The organism is Cellulosimicrobium cellulans (assembly GCF_006539945.1).
In the GTDB taxonomy this organism is placed as follows: domain Bacteria; phylum Actinomycetota; class Actinomycetes; order Actinomycetales; family Cellulomonadaceae; genus Cellulosimicrobium; species Cellulosimicrobium cellulans.
The window spans coordinates 51019-72161 of record NZ_BJNZ01000023.1; the positions used below are offsets into that span (position 1 = coordinate 51019).

At 75.1% G+C, this 21143-nt stretch carries 18 protein-coding genes; 3 read left to right on the forward strand and 15 right to left on the reverse strand.

Annotation, left to right across the window (positions count from 1 at the left end):
* A complete protein-coding gene (gene sufB, locus CCE02nite_RS15535) occupies positions 1–1461 on the reverse strand; it encodes a Fe-S cluster assembly protein SufB (RefSeq protein WP_141390547.1) in 1461 nt (486 codons plus the stop codon).
* Positions 1462–1564: 103 nt separating this feature from the next.
* Positions 1565–2395: a helix-turn-helix transcriptional regulator gene (locus CCE02nite_RS15540; RefSeq protein WP_141390548.1), complete on the reverse strand. Its 831-nt coding sequence runs from the start codon at positions 2393–2395 to the stop codon at positions 1565–1567.
* A 233-nt stretch (positions 2396–2628) separates the two neighbouring features.
* Here CCE02nite_RS15540 and CCE02nite_RS15545 point away from each other — a divergent pair, with 233 nt between their 5' ends.
* The 3 genes from CCE02nite_RS15545 (at position 2629) to CCE02nite_RS15555 (ending at position 5413) form a co-directional block, all read left to right on the forward strand.
* A complete protein-coding gene (locus CCE02nite_RS15545) occupies positions 2629–3591 on the forward strand; it encodes an ABC transporter ATP-binding protein (protein ID WP_141390549.1) in 963 nt (320 codons plus the stop codon).
* A complete protein-coding gene (locus CCE02nite_RS15550) occupies positions 3588–4382 on the forward strand; it encodes an ABC transporter permease (protein ID WP_141390550.1) in 795 nt (264 codons plus the stop codon). The genes CCE02nite_RS15545 and CCE02nite_RS15550 overlap by 4 nt, the downstream gene beginning before the upstream one ends.
* A gap of 65 nt (positions 4383–4447) precedes the next feature.
* Entirely contained in the window at positions 4448–5413 is a 966-nt protein-coding gene (locus tag CCE02nite_RS15555; RefSeq protein WP_141390551.1) for a COX15/CtaA family protein, read from the forward strand.
* Positions 5414–5486: 73 nt separating this feature from the next.
* Here the strand turns inward: CCE02nite_RS15555 and CCE02nite_RS15560 are convergent, their stop codons facing one another.
* From CCE02nite_RS15560 to CCE02nite_RS15620, 13 genes are all read right to left on the reverse strand, one after another.
* Positions 5487–6461, reverse strand: a complete 975-nt coding sequence (locus tag CCE02nite_RS15560; protein ID WP_141390552.1) for a patatin-like phospholipase family protein — start codon at positions 6459–6461, stop codon at positions 5487–5489.
* 503 nt (positions 6462–6964) lie between these two features.
* Positions 6965–7621, reverse strand: coding sequence for an NUDIX domain-containing protein (locus tag CCE02nite_RS15565; RefSeq protein ID WP_141390553.1), 657 nt, complete (start codon positions 7619–7621; stop codon positions 6965–6967).
* Positions 7622–9295 carry a CTP synthase gene (gene pyrG, locus CCE02nite_RS15570; protein ID WP_255318902.1) on the reverse strand — a complete coding sequence of 558 codons (1674 nt, stop codon included), beginning with the start codon at positions 9293–9295 and terminating at the stop codon, positions 7622–7624.
* A gap of 76 nt (positions 9296–9371) precedes the next feature.
* On the reverse strand, positions 9372–11015 hold the full coding sequence (murJ, locus tag CCE02nite_RS15575) for a murein biosynthesis integral membrane protein MurJ (RefSeq protein WP_255318896.1): 1644 nt from the start codon (positions 11013–11015) through the stop codon (positions 9372–9374).
* On the reverse strand, positions 11012–11851 hold the full coding sequence (locus CCE02nite_RS15580; RefSeq protein WP_141390555.1) for a hypothetical protein: 840 nt from the start codon (positions 11849–11851) through the stop codon (positions 11012–11014). Before CCE02nite_RS15580 ends, murJ begins: the two co-directional genes overlap by 4 nt.
* Before the next feature lies 1 nt (position 11852).
* Positions 11853–12962 (reverse strand): copper transporter, encoded by a 1110-nt coding sequence (locus CCE02nite_RS15585; protein WP_141390556.1) that lies wholly within the window; start codon positions 12960–12962, stop codon positions 11853–11855.
* 118 nt (positions 12963–13080) lie between these two features.
* The gene (gene steA / locus CCE02nite_RS15590) at positions 13081–14268 is read right to left on the reverse strand and encodes a putative cytokinetic ring protein SteA (protein ID WP_141390557.1); all 1188 of its coding nucleotides are present in this window, start codon (positions 14266–14268) and stop codon (positions 13081–13083) included.
* A 6-nt stretch (positions 14269–14274) separates the two neighbouring features.
* Complete coding sequence (gene recN / locus CCE02nite_RS15595; RefSeq protein ID WP_141390558.1) at positions 14275–16029, reverse strand: DNA repair protein RecN; 1755 nt, start codon at positions 16027–16029, stop codon at positions 14275–14277.
* Between the two features lie 2 nt (positions 16030–16031).
* The gene (locus CCE02nite_RS15600; protein WP_141390559.1) at positions 16032–17018 is read right to left on the reverse strand and encodes an NAD kinase; all 987 of its coding nucleotides are present in this window, start codon (positions 17016–17018) and stop codon (positions 16032–16034) included.
* A complete protein-coding gene (locus CCE02nite_RS15605) occupies positions 17015–17992 on the reverse strand; it encodes a TlyA family RNA methyltransferase (RefSeq protein WP_141390560.1) in 978 nt (325 codons plus the stop codon). Before CCE02nite_RS15605 ends, CCE02nite_RS15600 begins: the two co-directional genes overlap by 4 nt.
* Positions 17993–17994: 2 nt before the next feature.
* The gene (locus CCE02nite_RS15610) at positions 17995–18222 is read right to left on the reverse strand and encodes a hypothetical protein (protein ID WP_141390561.1); all 228 of its coding nucleotides are present in this window, start codon (positions 18220–18222) and stop codon (positions 17995–17997) included.
* 145 nt (positions 18223–18367) lie between these two features.
* Positions 18368–19390 (reverse strand): HAD-IIA family hydrolase, encoded by a 1023-nt coding sequence (locus tag CCE02nite_RS15615; protein ID WP_141390562.1) that lies wholly within the window; start codon positions 19388–19390, stop codon positions 18368–18370.
* Positions 19387–20217, reverse strand: coding sequence for a tetratricopeptide repeat protein (locus tag CCE02nite_RS15620; protein WP_174774923.1), 831 nt, complete (start codon positions 20215–20217; stop codon positions 19387–19389). The genes CCE02nite_RS15615 and CCE02nite_RS15620 overlap by 4 nt, the downstream gene beginning before the upstream one ends.
* Positions 20218–21143 lie beyond the last annotated feature (926 nt).

The window sequence follows — 21143 nt, forward strand, 5'->3', positions numbered from 1 at the left end:
TCAGCCGACGGACCCTTCCATCTGCAGCTCGATGAGGCGGTTGAGCTCGAGCGCGTACTCCATGGGCAGCTCGCGCGCGATGGGCTCGACGAACCCGCGCACGATCATGGCCATCGCCTCGGTCTCCTCCATGCCTCGGGACATGAGGTAGAACAGCTGGTCCTCGCTCACCCGCGAGACCGTCGCCTCGTGCCCCATGGACACGTCGTCCTCGCGGACGTCGACGTACGGGTAGGTGTCGGACCGGGAGATCTGGTCGACGAGCAGCGCGTCGCACAGCACGGTCGAGGCCGAGTGCGAGGCGCCCTCGAGCACCTGGACCAGCCCGCGGTACGACGTGCGGCCACCGCCGCGCGCCACCGACTTCGACACGATGGACGATGACGTGTGCGGCGCAGCGTGGACCATCTTGGCCCCGGCGTCCTGGTGCTGGCCCTCGCCCGCGAACGCGATCGACAGCGTCTCGCCGCGCGCGTGCTCGCCGAGCAGGTAGATCGCCGGGTACTTCATGGTGACCTTGGAGCCGATGTTGCCGTCGACCCACTCCATCGTCGCGCCCTCGGCCGCGGTCGCCCGCTTGGTCACGAGGTTGTACACGTTGTTCGACCAGTTCTGGATGGTCGTGTACCGCACGCGCGCGTTCTTCTTGACGATGATCTCGACGACCGCGGAGTGCAGCGAGTCGGACGAGTAGATCGGCGCGGTGCAGCCCTCGACGTAGTGCACGTACGAGCCCTCGTCCGCGATGATCAGCGTCCGCTCGAACTGGCCCATGTTCTCCGTGTTGATGCGGAAGTAGGCCTGCAGCGGGATCTCGACGTGCACGCCCGGCGGCACGTAGACGAACGACCCGCCCGACCACACGGCCGAATTGAGCGCCGCGAACTTGTTGTCGCCCGACGGGATGACGGTGCCGAAGTACTCCTGGAAGAGCTCCGGGTGCTCGCGCAGCGCGGTGTCCGTGTCGAGGAAGATGACGCCCTGGCGCTCGAGCTCCTCGTTGATCTGGTGGTAGACCACCTCGGACTCGTACTGGGCCGCGACGCCTGCGACGAGGCGCTGCTTCTCCGCCTCGGGGATGCCGAGCTTGTCGTACGTCTCCTTGATGTCCTCGGGCAGGTCGTCCCACGAGGCGGCCTGCTTCTCCGTGGAGCGCACGAAGTACTTGATGTTGTCGAAGTCGATGCCCGTGAGGTCGGAGCCCCAGCTCGGCATGGGCTTCTTGTCGAAGAGGCGCAGGGCCTTGAGCCGCGTCTTGAGCATCCACTCGGGCTCGTCCTTCAGCGCCGAGATGTTGCGCACGACGTCCTCGGACAGGCCGCGCTGCGCGGCCTCGCCGGCGGCGTCGCTGTCGTGCCAGCCGTATCCGTAGGCACCGATCGAGGCGATGATCTCGTCGTCGGTCTGCTTCTCACCGGTCGGCTGGGCCGTGCCGGTGGCGTCCTGGGTGGGAGCGCTCATGGTCGTCCTTCCACTGTCCGTCGTGTGCGGGCGGGGGCAGTCGGTACAAGGTTCGTGCGGGGGGGTGTCGTGCGTGCCTCGGGGCGGCGGTGCGCCCCTCGGGTCAGGTCTCGCCCGACGTCGGGCGACCGCGCGCCCGGACGTCGTGGTCGTGGCCTGCGTGAGCATGGCCGTCGTGGTCTCGGAGAGGGCGGGCCGCCCGCGGTGCGGGCACCGGGACGGGCATGCCCACCGGGACGTTCGTCGTGCACGCGTGCGCGCCCGTCGCGAGCGTCGAGAGGCGCTGCACGTGCGAGCCGAGCAGCTTGGCGAAGACCTGCGCCTCCGCCTCGCAGAGCTGGGGGAACTCCTCGGCCACGTGCTGCACCGGGCAGTGGCCCTGGCACAGCTGCACCGCGGAGGTGCCGGGCACGGGGCGCACGCTCGCCGCGTAGCCGTCGTCCGCGAGCGCCGCCGCGAGCTGGGCGGCCCGCCCCTCGACGTCGTCCGCGTCGAGCCGGCCGGCATAGCGGTCGGCGAGCTCGGTGAGCCGGTCCTGCGCGAACCGCTCGACGGCGTCCGGCCCGGCGACGTCGCGCAGGTACCGCAGCGCCTGCGTCGCGAGATCGGCGTAGGTGCCGCTGAGCTCGCCCTGGCCGGCCGACGTCGTCACGTAGCGTCGTGCGGGGCGGCCCCGCAGGCCGGTCGGGTGCCCGGCGTCGTGCACGGCGACGAGGTCGTCCTCCTCGAGGAGGGCGAGGTGGCGCCGCACGGCGGCAGGCGTGAGCCCGAGCGTGGCGGCGAGGTCGGCGGCACTCACGGGGCCCGCGCTCGCCACGAGCTCGAGCACGCGCTCGCGCGTGCGGCGGTCGGCGTCGGCGGCGGGAACGACGGTCTGCCCGCCCGCCGGGGTGGCAGGGCGCAGCGCGTCCGGTCGGACGGGTCCTGCGGCCATGCTCACCTCCCGTGGTTCGTCCCGTGGGCGCGCGTGCGCGTGGCGCTGCCTGACACGGGGTGACAGATCTGGAACCGATATAGACAACATGGTTGTTCCCTAATTGCCCGAACGCAAGCAAGGCGACCCTCAGACCACCCCCTGGGGTGCCGAGATGTGGCGTACGCGACACCCGCACGGTCCGGGCCGGGCGAGGGCCGTCCGCGGCGGGCCCGCCCCCTAGAATCGGCCGGGTGCCCGCCCCCGCCGTGCTCGTGCACGACCTCGTGAAGCGCTACGACGGTCGTGCCGTCGTCGACGGCGTGTCCCTCACCGCCGAGCGCGGCGCGATCACCGCGGTGCTCGGTCCCAACGGCGCGGGCAAGACCACGACCGTCGAGTGCTGCGAGGGCCTGCGCTCCCCCGACGCCGGGCGGGTCGAGGTCCTCGGGCTCGACCCGCTGACCGACGCGCGCGACCTGCGCCCGCGAGTCGGCGTCATGCTCCAGGACGGCGGGCTCCCGACGGGCGTGCGCGCGCTGGAGATGCTGCGGCACGTCGCGTCGATGTACGCGCGGCCGCGCGACGTCGGCGAGCTCACCGAGCGCCTGGGGCTGGAGAGCTTCGCGCGCACGACCGTCCGGCGGCTGTCGGGCGGGCAGCGGCAGCGGCTCGCGCTCGCCGCGGCGATCGTCGGCCGGCCGGAGGTCGTCTTCCTGGACGAGCCGAGCGCGGGCATGGACCCGCAGAGCCGGCACGCCGTGTGGGAGCTCGTGCGAGAGCTGCGCGCCGAGGGCGTGGGCATCGTCCTCACGACGCACCTCATGGACGAGGCGGAGGACCTCGCCGACCACGTGTACGTCGTCGACCACGGGAAGGTCATCGCCGCGGGCGCGACCCGCGACCTGCTCGAGACCGGGGCCGACGGCGCGGCGGACCGCACCGTCCGCTTCGAGGCGACGCCGGCGCTCGACCTCGGCGGCCTGAGCGGCGCGCTCGCCGGAGTGGGCCTGCCCGACGGCGCCGCGCCGAGCGCGTGGGCCGTCGCCGAGCCGCAGCCCGGCTCGTACACCCTCACCGGGCCTGCCGACCCCGCGACGCTCGTGACGCTGACGACGTGGCTCGCCGCGCGCGGCGTCCTCGCCTCGCGCGTCACGGTGGGCCGCCGCACGCTCGAGGACGTGTTCCTCGACCTCACGGGACGGCACCTGCGATGAGCACGACCCCGCCGACGACGTCCGAGTCCCCGACCGTGGCCGCCGAGCTCGCCGCGCCCGCGTGGCGCCGCGTCGTGGCGCAGACGACGTTCGAGACGCGCATGATCCTGCGCAACGGCGAGCAGCTCCTCGTCACGATCATCCTGCCCGTGATGCTCCTGCTCGGGCTCGTGCTCACGTCGTTCGTCGACCTCGACACGGGCGGGGCCTCGCGCGTCGACTTCGTGACGCCCGGCGTCCTCGCGCTCGCCGTGATGTCGACGGCGTTCACGTCCCAGGCCATCGCGACGGCGTTCGACCGGCGCAACGGCGTCCTGCGCCTCATGTCCACCACTCCCCTGGGCCGCGGCGGCCTCCTCGCGGGCAAGGTGCTCGGCGTCCTCGCGGTCGAGGTGGTGCAGGTCGTCGTGATCACGGCCGTCGCGCTCTCGCTCGGATGGCAGCCCGACCCCGCGGGGATCCCCGCGGCCCTGCTCGCCGTGCTGCTCGGGACCGCGGCGTTCACGTCGCTCGCGATGCTGCTCGCCGGGACGCTGCGCGCCGAGGGCGTGCTCGCGGTGGCGAACCTCGTGCTCGTGCTGCTCACCGTCGGTGGCGGCGTCCTCGTCCCGGCCGACCAGCTCCCCGGTCCGCTCGAGCACGTCGCGCTCCTGCTGCCGTCGGGCGCGCTGGGCGAGGCGATGCGCGGCGCCCTGCTCGACGGCTCCGTGCCGCCGTTCTCCGTCGTCGTGCTGCTGGGCTGGACCGCCGCGCTCGGCTGGGGCGCGGGCAAGCTCTTCCGCTGGACCTGAGCCCCGGGCCCATCTCACACCCGCAGGATTCCGGGGCTGCGCCGTCGTCCCGATACCGTGGGACCGTGAGCACCCCGCCCCCCGCGCTCGACCCCGCTCCCGCCGACAGCCCCGCAGGCGCCGCCTCCGGCGACGGCGCCGCGCGCCCGGACCGGCTCGCGCCGCTGCGCCGCTGGACCCGGCCGGTGCTCGTCGCGAACCTCGTGGCGCAGATCGGCATCATCGTCACGGGCGGTGCCGTGCGGCTCACGGGCTCGGGGCTCGGGTGCTCGACCTGGCCGCAGTGCGAGCCCGGGCAGTTCGCGGCGAAGTTCCACCCCGAGACGACGTACCACCAGTTCATCGAGTACGGGAACCGCACGCTCACCGGGGTGCTGAGCGTCATCGCGATCGCGGCCCTCGTGCTCGTGTGGACGGACCGCTCGCGCATCCTGTCCTACCGGCTCCTCGGCGCCGTCCCCCTGCTCGGCGTCGCCGCGCAGGCGGTCATCGGCGGCGTGATCGTCCTGCTGCACCTGCACCCGGGGTGGGTGTCGCTGCACTTCGTCGTGTCGGCCGCGCTCGTCTCCGTCTCGCTGCTCCTCCTGCACCGGTCCGGGGAGGGCGACGGGCCGCCCGTCCCGACGGTCGCGCCACGCCCGCGCGCGCTCGCCTGGACCCTGTACGGGCTCACCGCGGTCGTCGTGGTCCTCGGCGTCATCGTCACGGGCGCCGGCCCGCACAGCGGCGACGAGGAGGTCGGCTACCGCTTCGCCGTCGACCCCGCGCTCATGAGCAAGCTCCACGCGTGGGCGGTGTGGGTGTTCGTCGCCGTCCTCGTCGCGTACCTCGTGAGCGTCCGCCGCGGGCCGCGGCAAGTGCGCCGGGCGGCCTGGATCCTGCTCGCGATCACCCTGGGCCAGGGACTGATCGGGTACGTCCAGTACTTCACGGGCCTGCCCGCGCTCCTCGTCGGCCTGCACATGCTCGGCTCGGCGCTCCTCGTCGCCGGCTCCACGCGGGTCGTCCTGACGACTCGCACCCGCGCCTGAGCGGGCGGTGACCCGGGCCTGAGCGGCCCGAGCCACCGCTACGTCAGCGCCCGCCAGCGCCAGTCGGCGCCAGTCAGCGCCAGAGCGCGGCCACGCGCTCCGCGAGCGCGGTGCCCCGCTCGTACCCGGCCTCGGCCGCCGCCGGCCGGAGCGACAGGTCCATGGCCTGCGGGCCGAACAGGTGGTCGGCCGCGGGCCCCGGGACGATCACCTCGACCTCGCTCCCCCGCCCCCGCAGCTCGTCGACCTGGGCCGAGAGCTGGAGGCCCCAGCCCAGCGGCGCCCGCGTCCGGCCCCCGAACGGCGACAGCACCAGCACGCGCCGGTGCCCCGCCGCCAGGTCCGCGTTCTCGTTGCGGCGATATCCGCCGTCGAGGTACTGCCCCTCCCCGACCCGGTAGGCGAACCCGCTCGCGCAGCTCGCCGCGACGGCGTCGACGAGGTCCACCCCGCTCTGCCGGTCGAAGACCGCGGGCTCACCGGTCCGCGCGTCGACGGCGGTGAGAAGGACGGCCGTCCGAGGCCAGGACGGTCTCGGCAGCCGTGCGGCGACGGTGGCCCGCCACCGGGCCTGCACGGCCTCGTCCGACGACCCGGGCAGCGCGAGCGCCGCCTCCCCGAGCCGGCGGCGCATGTCCGCTGCGTCCCGGGCACCGGCGATGACCGCGGCCGTCCGCGCCAACTGGTCTGCCGCCTGTCGCGTGCGGTCCACGCCCGCGGCCGGGCCGCCCGGCCCCGCCTGCGGGCGTGTCGGCGCGACGAGAGCGGCGGCGTACAGCTCCGCGGGCGTCGCGCCGGCGAGCTGTGCTGCCGTCGTCGACCCGGCCGACGTCCCGACCGTCAGATCGGCCGTCGTGGACACGTCCAGCCCGGCGTCGGCCAGACCGGCGACGACGCCGATCAGCCACGCGTTGCCGGTCGATCCACCGCCCCCGAGGACGAGGGCGCGCCCGCCCGTCGTCGGGACGGCGCCGGAGGTCGTGGGATCAGGGAGCGAGGAACCTGCGGGCGCGGTGCCCGGTGCAGAAGAAGGTGTGGTGGTGCGCAAGGGAGTCGCCTCTCGCGATGGTGCGGCGAGCGCTCCCGACGACGACTACGGCCGTCGCGCGGTCGTGCGCAGCGAGGGAGCGCCCGGTACGGACACAGCGTTCACGGGGCTCACCTCCTCGGCTCGGTGCACGATCAGACCCGACGCTAGCACGATCACCCGGCGCGACGTCGTCGCGCCCTCGGGCCTGCGCGTGCAAAGGCCCCCGAGGAAGGCTGGCGCCGGACGACGGCGACGCGCCGACGGTGCAGTCGGTGTGTCGCGCGGGACGCGTCGCCCTCCCTCGTCGACGACACCGGCAGAGCCGTCGGTCGGGGCGGTCCGGGGCTCGCGGAACGTCAACGGCGTCCACCCGAGCGGCACGAGGCCGGGCACCGTCGCCCGGGCCCGGTCCGCCGCGTCCGACCAGCCCTGGGCGGCGGGGACGGCGACGAGGTCGGGAAGAGGTGAGCCCGCGCCCGCGGACCCTACCCGAGGCGGTTCCGACAGGTGGCTCTGGACCGTCAGCCGCCGCGGCGCTCCGGCCACGGCGCGTCGGCCGGACGCAGCGACGCCCAGCCGCCCGCGCGCGACGCGGCGGCGGCCAGGATCCCGACGACCGCAGAGGGGTTGTGCAGCTCGCCCGCGAGGACGCCGCGCAGCGCCTCGTCGAGGGGCACCCACCGCAGCTCCATGTCGCGCTCCTCGGCCTCACGCTCGAACCGCTCACCCTCGGGGACGGGCGAGAGGTCGCGCGCGAGGAAGACGCGCAGCGCCTCGTTGGAGCCGCCCGGCGTCGTGAAGTAGTCGACGAGGACGTCCCAGCGCGCGGCCTGGAGGTCGGACTCCTCGGCGAGCTCGCGGGCCGCGGCGAGCCGCCCGTCCTCCCCGACGACGTCGAGGAGGCCTGCCGGCACCTCCCACAGCTCGCGCCGGACGGGGTGACGGTACTGGCGCAGCAGGAGCACGCGCTCGTCGTCGTCCAGCGCGACGATCGCCACGGCGCCCGGGTGGTCGAGGTACTCCCGCGTGACGCGCCCGTCGTCGAGCTCGACGACGTCGGAGCGGAGGTCGAAGACGCGACCGTGGTGCACGACCGACGTCTCGGCGACCGGGCGCGGCGCGAGCGCGTCGACCGTGGGGCGCTCCGTGGCCGACGGAACGCCCGCCTCGGTGCCCACTCAGTCCGCCTGGTTCTCGAGCGCGGCGCGGATGAGGCCGGTGAACAGCGGGTGCGAGCGCGTCGGGCGCGACTTGAACTCCGGGTGCGCCTGCGTGCTCACGTAGTACGGGTGCACGTCCGCGGGGAGCTCGACGAACTCGACGAGCGACGAGTCGGGCGACGTCCCGCTGATCACGAGCCCCGCCTCCTCGAGCTGCTTGCGGTAGGAGTTGTTCACCTCGTAGCGGTGGCGGTGACGCTCCGAGACGCGCTCCGACCCGTAGGTCTTGGCGACGACCGAGCCGGGTGCCAGCGCGGCCTCGTACGAGCCGAGGCGCATCGTGCCGCCGAGGTCCCCGTCGCCGCCGACGATCGCGAGCTGCTCCTCCATCGTCGCGATGACGGGGTGGGAGGTGCCGGGGTCGAACTCGGTCGACGACGCGTCGTCGATGCCGAGCACGTTGCGCGCGTACTCGATGACCATCGACTGGAGGCCGAGGCAGATCCCGAGCGTCGGGACCTTGTTCTCGCGCGCCCAGCGCAGCGCGCCGAGCTTGCCCTCGATGCCGCGCACGCCGAACCCGCCGGGCACCAGGACCGCGTCCACGCCGTGCAGCGCGTCGTCGGCGCCCTCGGGGGTCTGGCACTCGTCGGACGCGACCCAGCGGATCGTGACCTTCGCGTCGTTCGCGAACCCGCCGGCGCGCAGCGCCTCCGTGACGGAGAGGTACGCGTCCGGGAGGTCGATGTACTTGCCGACGAGCGCGACCTCGACCCGGTGGGCGGGCTGGTGCACGCGCTCGAGGAGCTGGCTCCAGCCGTCCCAGTCGACGTCGTGGAACGGCAGGCCGAGGCGGCGCACGACGTACGCGTCGAGCCCCTCGGAGTGCAGCACGCGCGGGATGTCGTAGATGCTCGGCGCGTCGACCGCGTTGACGACGGCCTCGTTGTCGACGTCGCACATGAGCGCGATCTTGCGCTTGACCGGCTCGGGGACCACGCGGTCCGCGCGGAGCACGATCGCGTCCGGCTGGATACCGATCGAGCGCAGCGCCGCGACCGAGTGCTGCGTCGGCTTCGTCTTGAGCTCGCCGGACGGGCCGATGTACGGCACGAGCGAGACGTGGAGGAAGAAGACGTCGTCGCGGCCGAGCTCGTGGCGCACCTGGCGCGCGGCCTCGAGGAACGGCTGGGACTCGATGTCGCCGACCGTGCCGCCGATCTCGGTGATGATGACGTCGACGTCCTCACCGGCCTGGGCACGCATGCGCGACTTGATCTCGTCGGTGATGTGCGGGATGACCTGGACCGTGTCGCCCAGGTACTCGCCGCGCCGTTCGCGCGCGATGACCTGGGAGTAGACCTGCCCGGTCGTGACGTTCGCGGTCGCCTCGAGGTCGACGTCGAGGAAGCGCTCGTAGTGACCGATGTCGAGGTCCGTCTCGGCGCCGTCCTCGGTGACGAACACCTCGCCGTGCTGGAACGGGTTCATCGTCCCGGGATCGACGTTGAGGTAGGGGTCGAGCTTCTGCATGGTGACGCGCAGGCCGCGCGAGCGGAGCAGACGACCGAGGCTGGATGCCGTGAGGCCCTTGCCGAGCGAGGAGGCGACGCCGCCGGTGACGAAGACGTGCGCGGTGCGGTGCTCGGTGCGTGCGCCCGAGGCGTTGAGGCGGGAGGAGGGCCGGTTCAGGAGGTCTGCCACGGAACTCCATCCTAACAGCGTGCCCGACGACGGCACGCGGACCGGGCAGTGCGACGCACCACGTCTACGAGGCCGGCTCGTCCTCCGGGGGCGTGCCGCCCGCCCGGCCCCGACGCAGGACGCCGAGCAGGGCCGCGCGGTCCCCCGCGAGCGACACCCCGACGACGACCGTGCCCGCGACGAGCGCCGCGAGCGCCCCGACCCCGACCGCAGGAAGCCAGCCCGCGCCGTCGGGCAGGAGAGCGCCCGAGACCGCCGAGCCCGCCAGCGCACCGAGGGCCACGCCCACGGCGACGACCACGAGGGTCCGCGGGACCCCGCGCGTCGCCTCGGGCCCCGCGCGACGGCGCGTCGCGACGAGCAGCCCGGCGCCCGCGACCGACATGCCGACCGCGGTCGCCAGGCCGAGCTGGAGCAGGACCCCCGCCTGGTCCCGGACGCCGGTCACGGCCGGGAGGACGTACGCCGTCGCCGCCACGACGAGCCACCCCGCGGCGGTCACGACGACCGCGACGCGCTGGCGGTCGATCGTGTACAGCGCGCGCGACAGGTGGAGGATCAGCGAGAACCCGACGATGCCGACGGCCATGCCCGCGACGGCACCCCCGAGGCCCGTGACCGAGCCCTTCGCGATGACGGCGAACACGGCCTCCACGGCCGCGGACGCCGCGATCAGGGCCGCGGCGCCCAGGCCTGCCACCACGAGCAGGGTGCGCGTCGTGGTCGCGAGGAGGCGCCGGTAGGCGTCGTGGCGCGCGTGCGCGACGTGCTCGGCGAGGCGCGGGAACGCGCTCGTCGCGAGCGGGAAAGCCAGCACCGCGTAGGGCAGCAGGTACACCTGCTGCGCGAACCAGTACGTCGGGAAGGTCTGCTCCGGCCCGTACCGGTAGGCGGCTCCCATGATCGCCAGCACCGAGAGCTGCTGCGCGACGAGCGCCCCGACCCCCGCGAACGCGAGGTTGCGCGCCCGGACGGCCTCCCCGCCCGGGAACCGCAGGGTGGGGCGCAGCCGGACGCCCAACCGGTGCACCGGGAGGACGAGCGGCAACGCGAGGACCGCCACGCCCGCCGTCGTGCCCCAGCCCAGCCACGCGATGGCGTCCCCCGACACGGCGGCCACGTCCTTCGGGTCATCCGCGAGGCCGGCGAAGACGAGGAAGACCACGATGACCGCGAGGCTCGACAGCAGCGGCGAGAACGCCTGCCAGAAGAAGCGCTTGTGCGCCTGCAGGATGCTCCCGAGCACGACCGCCAGCCCGTAGAGCGGGACCTGGAGCGCGAACACCCGCACGAACGTCGCGGTGACGTCGACGAGCTCCGGGTGCTCGCTCATGAGGAGCAGGGCGATCGGCTGCGCGAGGAGCGCGAGCAACCCTCCGAGGGGGACGAGCACGACGAGCGTCCACCCGAGCAGGGCCGACGCGATGCGCGAGACCTCGGTGCCCGACCGGCGGACGATCGGCCCGGCGAGGAGCGGGACGACCGCCCCCGCGAGCGCTCCGCCCGCCGCGACCTCGAACAGCACGTTCGGCAGGAGGTTCGCTGCCGTGAACGCCGACCCGACGCCCTCGGTACCGACCGCCGCGGACTGCACGAGCGACCGCGCGAAGCCGACGAGCCGGCTCGCGATCGTCACGAGCGTGATCATCGCGGCGGCGCCCGCCAGGGTGCCCGTGGCGGCGCGCAGCCGCCCCGCCCGCGTGCTCACGCGGGGCGCCGGCCCCACGAGTCCACGCGCCGCAGCACGTCGTTGCCCTCGATGACCTTCGAGAAGCTCACCTTCTCGCTCGCGAGGGTCAGGCCCACCACGCCCGCGAGCGCGAGCCAGCGCACCGCGCGGGGCGCGGCGAACGCGACCTGGGAGCCGAGCGCGGCGCCGAGCGCGTTCGCGCCGCAGTCGCCGAGCATGTCGCGCTCGCCCAGGTCACCGGGAGCCGCGGCGACGGCAGCCCCGAGGACTGCGCCCGTCGTCGGGGCCGCGGAGGAGCCGAGGTAGGGCAGGGACGCCGCCCCGGCGGCCTTGAGCGCGCGGCCCGGGCGCAGGTCGAGGAGGTTGAGCAGGTTGGCCGTGCCGGCCATGAGCGCGCCGTTCACGCCGACGTCCACGAGGTGGCCGAACGCCCCGCCCGTGCGACGCGTCCCGATCGCCGCCGCGACGAGCGAGACGCCGCTGATCCCGAGGATCTTCATCGCGCCCGTCGTCACGCGACCCTCGGCGAGCGCGCCGAGGTGCCCGCGCAGGCCCTTCGTCCGGGTCGACGTGTCCTCCGCGAGGTCATCGACGAGGCCGAACGCGCCCGCGCTCGCCGTCGCGAGGGCGACCGCGCCGCGCGTGCGGGCGTCACCCCCCGCCGCGAGCGTCCCGGCGACGAGGCCGGCCGCGACCGCCGGGCCCTCGAGCAGGCTGATCGGCTCGCCCCGGTGGTTGGTGCGCGTCCAGCGCCCGGCGCCGCCCGGCGGGCGCGACCCGGCCGCGCGCCGCGCCGTCGCGGTCACGACGGCGGCGACCCGGGCCGCGGCGAGGGTCCGCAGCGCGCGCCCCACGTCAGCCCTCCCCCGCGCCGGCGGTGGTCTGCTCGACGTCGGCGGTGGTGCCGTCCTCCGTGTCGCCCGGGGTGCCCCCCGCGGTGTCGCCCGCGGCGGCGTCCTGGGCGCCCGCGTCGGAGGACGTCGTGCGCGTCACCGGCGGGAGCTCGACGGCCGGCGGGAGAACCGCCGTCGCGCTCTCCTCGAACCCGAACTGCCCGACCTGGTCCGCGATGCGCGCCGCGAGGGCGAGCGGGACGTTGATCCGGCCCGGCTCCGCCTCGATCCCGCTCACGGTGGAGAGCGACGCGGCGAGGTCGTCGTTCGCCCGGATGGTCGACACCACGTCACCGCTCACCGCCGTCGGGCCGGCGACGAGCGCCGCCTCGGCGACCTCCTGGGCGGCGACGGCGACCTGGACCTCGATGTCGACGACGTACGTGTCGGGCGCGGGCGCCTCCTCCCCCTCGGCCGCCGGAGCGGCCTGCTCGGGGGCGGGCCCGCCCAGCAGCAGGACGACGTCGGCCGGCAGGGTCTGCTCGGACACCACGTCGACCAGCGCGAAACGCTCCAGGAGCGCCTCGAGCTCGATCGCCTCCGGGCTGCGCTCCTCGGAGCTCGTCGGGGCGGCACCGGTGAGCGCGAGCGCGAGCGCGCGGGCGAGCCGCTGATCGGGGGTCGCGTCCTGCGGGACCTCGCCCAGCTTCTCCCCGAGGCCCTCGGCCACCGTCTGGCGCGCGCTCTCCTCGTCCTGGCTCGTCCACGAGTCCGTCAGTCGGACGTGGCCGACGACCGACGCGCCGGCCGTCTCGAGCTGCTCGGCGATCGCGTCGTCCCGCTCGTTGTCCGCCCCGTCCAGGTCGACGACGGCGACACGACGGTCCTGGAGCGACCCGGCCACGAGCTGCGGCCCTGCCGCCTCGATGTACCGCGAGTCGTCGCCGAGCGTCACGTTCGCCTCGTCGAGCTGGTCGCGGAGCTCGTTGCGCTCGCTGCGCAGCTGCTCCACCTGCCCGGTGAGCTGGTCGCCGATGGCGCCCTGGAGCGGGCCGGCGCCGAGGATGATCCCGACGGCCAGGGCCAGGAAGACCGAGATCAACGAGACGATGTGGTACCTGAAGTCGATCACTGTGCGGTGGTGTCCTTCGGTTCGGGCTGCTGCGTGCTGGCAAGGTCAGGGAGCGCGGGTCGAGCGCGGTCGGGAGCGACCGGCGCGCGGGCCGACGGTGACGACGGCCCGGTCGGGGTCAGCCGCCGCCCGCGAAGAGCGACCCGATCCACGACCAGAGGTCGTCGAACCGGGCGCCCACGATCCCGAAGAACGTCTGGCCCGCCGCCGTCGACCACAGCGCCGCGACGACGGCGAGGAGCCCCGCGATCGACAGGAGCCAGAGCTGGAGGTTGGAGATCCGGTGCCGGTACAGGCGCGAGACGCCCTTCGCGTCGACGAGCTTGCCGCCGACGCGCAGCCGGGTGAGGAACGTGCTCGCCATCCCCGCGCGGCCCTTGTCGAGGAACTCGACGAGGGTGGCGTGCGTCCCCACGGCGACGATGACCTCGGCGCCCTTGTCGTCCGCGAGGAGCATCGCGATGTCCTCGCTCGTGCCCGTCGCCGGGAACACGACCGGCTCGACGCCGAGCTCCTGGACGCGCTCCAGCCCCGGCGCCTTGCCGTCGCGGTACGCGTGCACCACGACCTCGGCGCCGCTGCTCAGCGCGCGGTCGGACACCGAGTCCATGTCGCCGACGATCATGTCGGGCTTCCAGCCGGCGTCGAGGATCGCGTCCGCGCCGCCGTCCACGCCGATGAGGACCGGCCGGTACTCCGTGATGTAGGGGCGCAGCGTCGCGAGGTCCTCGCGGTAGTGGTAGCCGCGCACCACGATGAGCACCTGCCGCCCGTCGATCGGCGTGCGGATGTCCGGGACGCCGACGCCGTCGAGCAGCAGGTCGCGCTCCCGCCGCAGGTAGTTCATCGTGTTCTCGGCGAACGACTCGATCTCGACCGAGAGGTTGGCGCGCGCCTCCTCCAGGCTGCGCGCGACGGTCTCCTCGCTCTGGAGGACGCCCTCCGCCACGAGGTCGTCGCCCAGGTAGACCTTGCCGCCGTCGAGCCGCAGCTCGCGGCCGTCGGGGACGGCCATGATCGCCGGGCCGAGGTCGTCGACCAGGACGATCCCCGCCTCGACGAGGACGTCGGGGCCGAGGTTCGGGTAGCGCCCCGAGACGGACTTCGCGGCGTTGAGGACGGCGGAGGGCTTGGCCGCGACGAGGGCGTCGGCGGCGACGCGGTCGATGTCGACGTGGTCGATCACCGCGACGTCCCCCGGCTGGAGCCGCTTGGTCAGCGCCTTGGTGCGCGCGTCGACCTTGGCCGGGCCGAGCGTGCCGGACCCGGCCTCCGGCAGGGAGGCTTTGCGCAGAGTGAGTCTCATCGTGCCCTATCGTCCCACGACCGAGGACTCCAGAAGCTCCACCGCGTGGCGGCGGGCCGCGTCCGAGTCCTCCTGGCCGGAGAGCATCCGCGCGAGCTCGCGGACGCGCTCGTCGCCCGTGACCTCGCGCACACCCGTGACCGTGACCGCCGCGACGTCGGCGGCGGCGTCGGGCCCGTCCCCCGGGCCGGCGCCGGACGACTTCGTCACCACGAGCTGGACGTCGGCGAACGCCGCGACCTGCGCGAGATGGGTGACGACGACGACCTGGGTGCGCCGCGCGAGCGACGCGAGCCGGCGCCCGACCTCGACAGCCGCCTTGCCACCGACCCCGGCGTCGACCTCGTCGAAGACGAACGTCGGGAGCACCTGGCCGGTCCCGTCCACGGCGGCCGTCGCGAGCGCGACCTCGATCGCGAGCATGACGCGCGAGAGCTCACCACCCGACGCGCCCTTGCCGAGCGGCCGGGCCGGCGCACCCGCGTGCGCGACGAGCGAGAAGGTCACGACGTCGACGCCCCACGGGCCGGGCTCCTCGGCCCGCTCGACGTCCACCACGAGGCTCGCGCCGCCCATGGCCAGCCCGCGCAGCTCGTCGGTCACCGCGGTCGCGAGCTCGGCGGCGGCGCGCTCGCGCGAGGCCGTGATCGCCGTCCCGAGGCGGTCCAGCTCGGCATCGAGCTCGTCGCGGCGCGCGATCGACGCGTGGAGCCGCTCGCCGCCGTCGTCCAGGTCGAGGAGCCGCAGCCCGGCGTCGCTCGCCCAGGCGAGCACGTCGTCGACCGTCTCGCCGTAGCTGCGCGTCAGCGTGCCGAGCTCGGCGAGGCGCGCGTGCGCGCTCTCGAGCCCGGCAGGGTCGGCCGCGAGGTCCTCGACGTAGCCCGAGATCTCCGTGGCGACGTCGGCGAGCACGTAGCCCACCTCCGCGAGCCGCTCGGCGAGGCGCGCGAGCTGCGGGTCCGTCCCGGCCACCGACTCGAGCGCGCGGCGAGCCCGGTCGACCGAGACGACCGCGTTCTCCTGCGGCTCGGCAGCCTCGTCCCCGGCGACGGCGTCGTGCGCGAGCTGGGCCGCGACCCGCAGCTCCTCGACGTTCCCCAGGCGCGCCACCAGGGCCGTCAGCTCGACGTCCTCGCCCGGCTGCGGGGCGACCCGCTCGACCTCCGCGAGCCCGAGGCGCAGCAGCTCCGCCTCGCGGGCCCGCTCGCCCGCCCGCGTCTCGATGTCGTCGATCTCCGCCTGGAGCGCCGACCGCTCGGCCCACGCGTCGCGGTACTGCGCCAGCAGCTCCGCGTGCGCAGGGCCGGCGAACGCGTCGAGCGCGGCGCGCTGCCGGCTCGCGGTCCGCAGCCGGAGCTGGTCGGACTGCCCGTGGACCGTCACGAGGTCGTCGGCGATCTCCGCGAGCACACCCTGCGGGACGCTGCGGCCGCCGAGGTGCGCGCGCGAGCGGCCCTCCGCGGCGACCGTGCGCAGGATGACGACCGTGCCGTCGTCGTCCACCTGGCCACCCGCGTCGTCGACCCGCTGCGCGACCGCCGGCCGGTCGGTGACGCGCACGCGCCCCTCGACGACGGCGCTCGAGGCGCCCGGGCGCACCGTCGCCGGGTCCGCCTTGCCGCCCATGAGCAGCCCGAGCCCGGTGAGCACCATGGTCTTGCCCGCGCCCGTCTCGCCCGTGATCACGGTCAGTCCCGCCCCGACCGGGACACGGGCCGACCGGATGACGCCGAGGTTCTCGATCGCGATCTCCTCGAGCACGCTCACTCCTCCTCGTCCGTGACGTCCTGGTCCTCCGGCGCCCTGCTCGCCTCCGCCGCCGCGGTGCGCTCCGCCGTCGTGCCCGCCGTCGCGGCCACGCTCGCCGCGCGCTCGCGCCACCCGACCACGGGGAGCGAGAACTTGGACACCAGCCGGTCGGTGAACGGCGCCGTGCTGAGCCGCGCCAGGCGCAGCGGCGTGTCGGAACGCCGGACCTCGACGCGCGACCCGTTGGGCAGGTCGATGCGCCGACGCCCGTCGCACGTGAGCACGCCCGACGACGCCGAGTCGGCGAGCACGTCGACCGTGATCGTCGAGCGCGGGCCCACGACGAGCGGGCGAGCGAAGAGCGCGTGGGCAGCGAGCGGGACGACGAGCACCGCGTCGACGTCCGGCCACATCACCGGCCCGCCCGCCGAGAACGCGTGCGCCGTCGAGCCGGTCGCGGTCGCCGTCACGACGCCGTCGCACCCGAACGACGACAGCGGGCGGCCGTCGACCCCCAGCACGACCTCGATCATGCGCTCGCGCTGCGCCTTCTCGACCGTCGCCTCGTTGAGCGCCCACCCCACGAGCGGCTCCGGCTCGCCGGGCAGGTAGGCGCGTACCTCGACGATCGTGCGCTCCTCGACCGTGTAGTCGTACGCCGCGAGCCGCCCCACGGCGGCACGCAGGTCCTCGCGCTCGCTCTCGGCGAGGAACCCCACGTGCCCGAGGTTGACGCCGAGCAGCGGCACCCCGGTCCCGTGCGTGAGCTCGGCGGCACGCAGGATCGTGCCGTCGCCGCCGAGGACCATGACGACCTCGGACTCCGCGACGCCCTCGCGCGCACGGGTGCGCGCCATGTGGTCGCCGAACCTCTCCGCGAGGTCGTCGTCGTGCAGCGTCACGGTGAACCCCGCGCGCTCGAGCTCGGTCACCGCCTCGTGCAGCGCGACGACCGCCTCGGGGCGGCCGCCGTGGGTCACGATCAGCACGCGTCGCGTCACGCTGCTCCTCCAGTCAAGGGTCGTTCGGACGTCGCGGCGTCGGGCTGCGCCCCCGCCCCGGCGGACGAGGTCGGGGAGACCAGCACCACGGGGGGCAGGCCCTCGCCGGACGCCGGCTGCCACGCCACCGCCGCGGCGGCGGCGTCCTCCAGCGCCGAGTCCTCGAGGGCGGCGCCGTCGGCGCGGCCGGGATCCCCGGCCCGCAGCCACCAGAAGTACTCGCGGTTCCCGCTCGGCCCGGGCAGCGGGCTCGGCACGACGGCGAGCGGGCGCAGCCCGACGACCGCCGCGTGCCGTGCGACCGCCGCGACGACCTCGACGTGGAGCGCGGGGTCACGCACGACCCCGCCGCTCCCGAGCCGCTCCCGCCCGACCTCGAACTGAGGCTTCACGAGCAGGAGGAGATCCGTCCCGGGTCCGACGACCCCCACGACGGCCGGCAGCACCATCGCGAGCGAGATGAACGAGAGGTCGCCGACGACGAGGTCGGGCACCGGGCCGACGTGCTCGGGCGCGAGGTCGCGCACGTTGAGGCCCTCGTGCACCACGACCCGCGGGTCGGCACGCAGGTCGGGCACGAGCTGGTCGTGCCCGACGTCGACCGCCACGACCTCGCGCGCGCCCCGACGCAGCAGGAGGTCCGTGAAGCCTCCGGTCGACGCCCCGAGGTCGAGGCAGCGCGCGCCGTCGACGACCGGCGGGCGGGGCGGCGCACCGGTAGGGCCGAGCGCGTCGAGCGCGTCGAGGACGCCGGCGAGCTTGAACGCGGCGCGCGAGACGTAGCCCGGGTCCTCGGGGTCGGGCGTCACCTCGAGCAGGTCCTCCGGGCCGACGGCGGTCGAGGGCTTCGTCAGGACGGTCCCCTCCCGGGTCACCCGTCCCGCGGCCACGAGGTCTGCGGCCTGCCTGCGCGACCGCGCGAGGCCGCGCCGGACGAGCTCGCCGTCGAGGCGGGCACCGGTGCGCTCACCCACGCTCAGTCCTCCGTGCGGGCGAGCTCTGCGACCAGCGCGTCGTGGACGGCCTCCAGCACGCCCACGTGATCGGCGGTCGCGAGATCTTCCAGCCCGTCCAGGCGCCCGAGCGCGACGTCGAGCGGGCTGCCGGTCGGGACCGGCGTCGCGGCACCTCCGACGTCGGCCGACGGTCCCGGCCGTCCGCCCGGAGGCGGGCCGGGAACCGGACGCAGCGGACCGTCCGTCATGTCCTGCCTCCTGTCTGCTGGGCTGCGCGGTCGTCGCCCGGCCGTGTCCGGGCATCCCGGACCACGCTACCGGTTGCGTCCCACGGACGGGCGCGACCGTCGGCCTCGGCAGGGCGGCGCGTCGCGCCCGGCGACGAGCGTGCGGTCAGTGCGTGCCGACGGGCAGGTCCGGGACGGTCGACGGGTCGACGGGCCGCCCGTCGTCGGCAGAGGCCCACGCCGCCGCCGCGGCCACCCGGACCGTGTCGACCGTCGCGGTGCCCCGGACGTCCAGGCGCAGCGCGCCGTCGTCGACCCGCGCCGCGCTGTCGCCACAGGACCACCACCCGTCCTCGGAGGGCACGGGCTCCGGGTGCGGCTCGAGGAGGCTGCGCAGGTCCGCCCCCACGTAGTGCGGGCGCAGGTGCGGCTCGGCGAGGATCGTGTCCCGCGCCGTGCTCACCCCCGTGAGGACGTGCAGGCCGGGATAGCCGCCGGCGCGGGCCCCGGCGAGGTCGGTGTCGAGCCGGTCCCCGACGACGAGCGGCGCCTGGGACCCGGCGCGCTCGATCGCGAGCCGGTACATGGTCGGCGACGGCTTGCCCGCGCTGTCGGGCTCCACGCCCGTCGCGGCGCGCACCGCACCGACCAGAGACCCGTTGCCGGGCGCGAAGCCGCGCGCGGTCGGCAGCGACAGGTCGAGGTTGCTCGCGACGTGCCACGCGCCCCGCTGGACGGCGTAGGCGGCCTCGGCGAGCTGGGCCCAGCCCAGCTCGGGCGCGAAACCCTGCGCCACGGCGTCGGGCTCCTCGTCCGCGGACTCCACGAGGACGAAGCCCGCGTCGTGGACGGCCGTCACGAGACCGGCCCCGCCGACGACGAGGACGCGCGCGCCCGGCTCCAGGCGGGTCCGCAGCAGCGCGGCCGCCGCCTGCGCGGCCGTCATGACCTCGTCCGCCGAGGTGGGGATGTCGAGGCCCGTGAGCTGCTCGGCCACCGACCCGGGCTCACGCGACGCGTTGTTCGTGACGAACACGAGACGCAGACCGCGGGCGCGCGCGGTCGTCAAGCCTTCCGCCGCGTGCTCGATCGGCTCGTGCCCGCGGTAGGCGACCCCGTCGAGGTCGACGAGCGCGAGGTCGTACCGGTCGGCCAGCGCGACGTCGCTCCCGAGGAGCCCAGCGCTCACCGGTCGTCCTCGTCCGACGAGGCCGCACCCGCCGAGGCGTCCGCCGCCGGGCCGTCCTCGGACCGGCCGGGCTCGTCGGGCGTCGGGTCCGTCTCCTGGCCCTCGGTCGGCCCGTCGACGGCTGTCGGCCCCGCCGCGTCGGCCTCCCGCCCGCCCGGCTCGTCCGCCTCGTCGATCTCGTCGATCTCGTCCGTGAGGTCGTAGACCACCACGTCGTCCTCCTCGCCGAGCACCGCGGCGAGGAGGCTCGCGTCGATTCCTCCGAGGATCTCCGCAGCCTCCTCGGTCCGGCCCGCGAGCTCGAGCACCGAGGCGCGCGCCTGGAGGACGCGCGCACCGAGCTCACCCCGGGTCCCGACCGCGGGGACCTGCTCGAGCGCGGCGAGAGCCGCGTCCAGCTCGCCGAGGTCGACGCGCGCGCCGCTCACGACGATCGCGAGCTCGGTACGCCCGACGTCGTCGAGGGTCGCGGCCTCCTCCGACGCCGCGAGGGCGAGCGCGCGCTCCGGCCGGCCGAGCCCGCGCTCGCAGTCCGCCATGATCGGCAGGTGCTCGGACGACCCGTTGAGGCGTCGCACCGTGCGCAGCTCACGGAGCGCCTCGGCGTACCGGCCGGTCGCGTACGCGGTCAGGCCGGCCGCCTCGCGCGCCACGTCGACCCGCCCCGCGCGGCGCACGGCAGCCTGCGCGTGCTCGTACGCGAGCTCCGGGTCGGAGTCGATGAGGCGTCCCGCCATGACGAGGTGACGCCCGACGACCTCGGCCGTCTCCTTGCTCAGCGTCCGCAGCCGCCCTCGGGCAGCGCGGTCGAGCTGAGAGATCTGCACCTCGTCAGGGATCGCCGGCCCGGCAGGGTGGCGTGGCTCCGGGCGACGGTCGAGGCCGTCCCGCTCACGGCCCGCCCCTGCACGCGGGGCGTGCCCGCGGCGATCCCCGCCCCGGCGCTCGTCACGGGGACCGGAGCCGTCCCGGCGACGGTCGTCACGAGGACCCGACCCGTCCCGGCGACGGTCGGCCGACGCGCGGTCGTACCGACCGCGCTCGCCCTCCCCCGGACGCGTCGTCCGCTGGTACCCGGAGCCACGCGCCCCGGAGGTGCCGCGCCCGTCACTCGCCGGTGACCGGTCGTCACGACGGCCGGGACGGTCGTCCCGCCCTGCGCCGTACTCGCGGCGGGACGGGCCCGTGCCCTCACCGCGCGAGCTCCACGGACGACGCTCGTCCGGGCGACCACCGTCACGGCGTGCTCCGTCCCGACGATCGCCCTCGCGACGGTCTCGGTCCGTCCGGTCGCCGGCACGACGGTCACGGCCCGGGGCACCGTCACGGTCAGGACGACCGCCCTCGGAGCGCCCGCGAGCACCATCGGGGCGACCCCGGTAGCCGCCGTCCTGGCGCCCACGGTCGTCACCCGAGCCGCGGCGAGCGGCGTCCCCGACGCCGCGACGACGGTCGCCGTCCCCCGAGGTCGAGCCGCCGGACGAGCTGCGGCCGGCACCCCGCGCGTCGCGGGAAGGGCCCTGTCGACCGTCGCGGTCGCGGCGTCCACCACGGTCGCCGCCCGACGACGGGCGGTCCGACTCGGACTCGTGGGAGGTGTCGTTCACCAGGGTTACCTCTCGTTGTGAAGTTTGCGCAGGCCATCTTCCCATGTCGGCTCCGACGTCACACGGGACGGGACGGGACGGGAGGGGATCCTGCAGCACGACGTCGCCGCAGCGGTCCCCGAAGAGGGCCGCCTGCGCGAAGGTCT

Bases quoted from the DNA above. Each gene is read 5' to 3' on its own strand.
- CCE02nite_RS15550 (WP_141390550.1), top strand. From the start codon at position 3,588: ATGAGCACGACCCCGCCGACGACGTCCGAGTCCCCGACCGTGGCCGCC.
- CCE02nite_RS15610 (WP_141390561.1), bottom strand. From the start codon at position 18,222: ATGACGGACGGTCCGCTGCGTCCGGTTCCCGGCCCGCCTCCGGGCGGA.
- sufB (WP_141390547.1), bottom strand. From the start codon at position 1,461: ATGAGCGCTCCCACCCAGGACGCCACCGGCACGGCCCAGCCGACCGGT.
- CCE02nite_RS15540 (WP_141390548.1), bottom strand. From the start codon at position 2,395: ATGGCCGCAGGACCCGTCCGACCGGACGCGCTGCGCCCTGCCACCCCG.
- steA (WP_141390557.1), bottom strand. From the start codon at position 14,268: ATGAGACTCACTCTGCGCAAAGCCTCCCTGCCGGAGGCCGGGTCCGGC.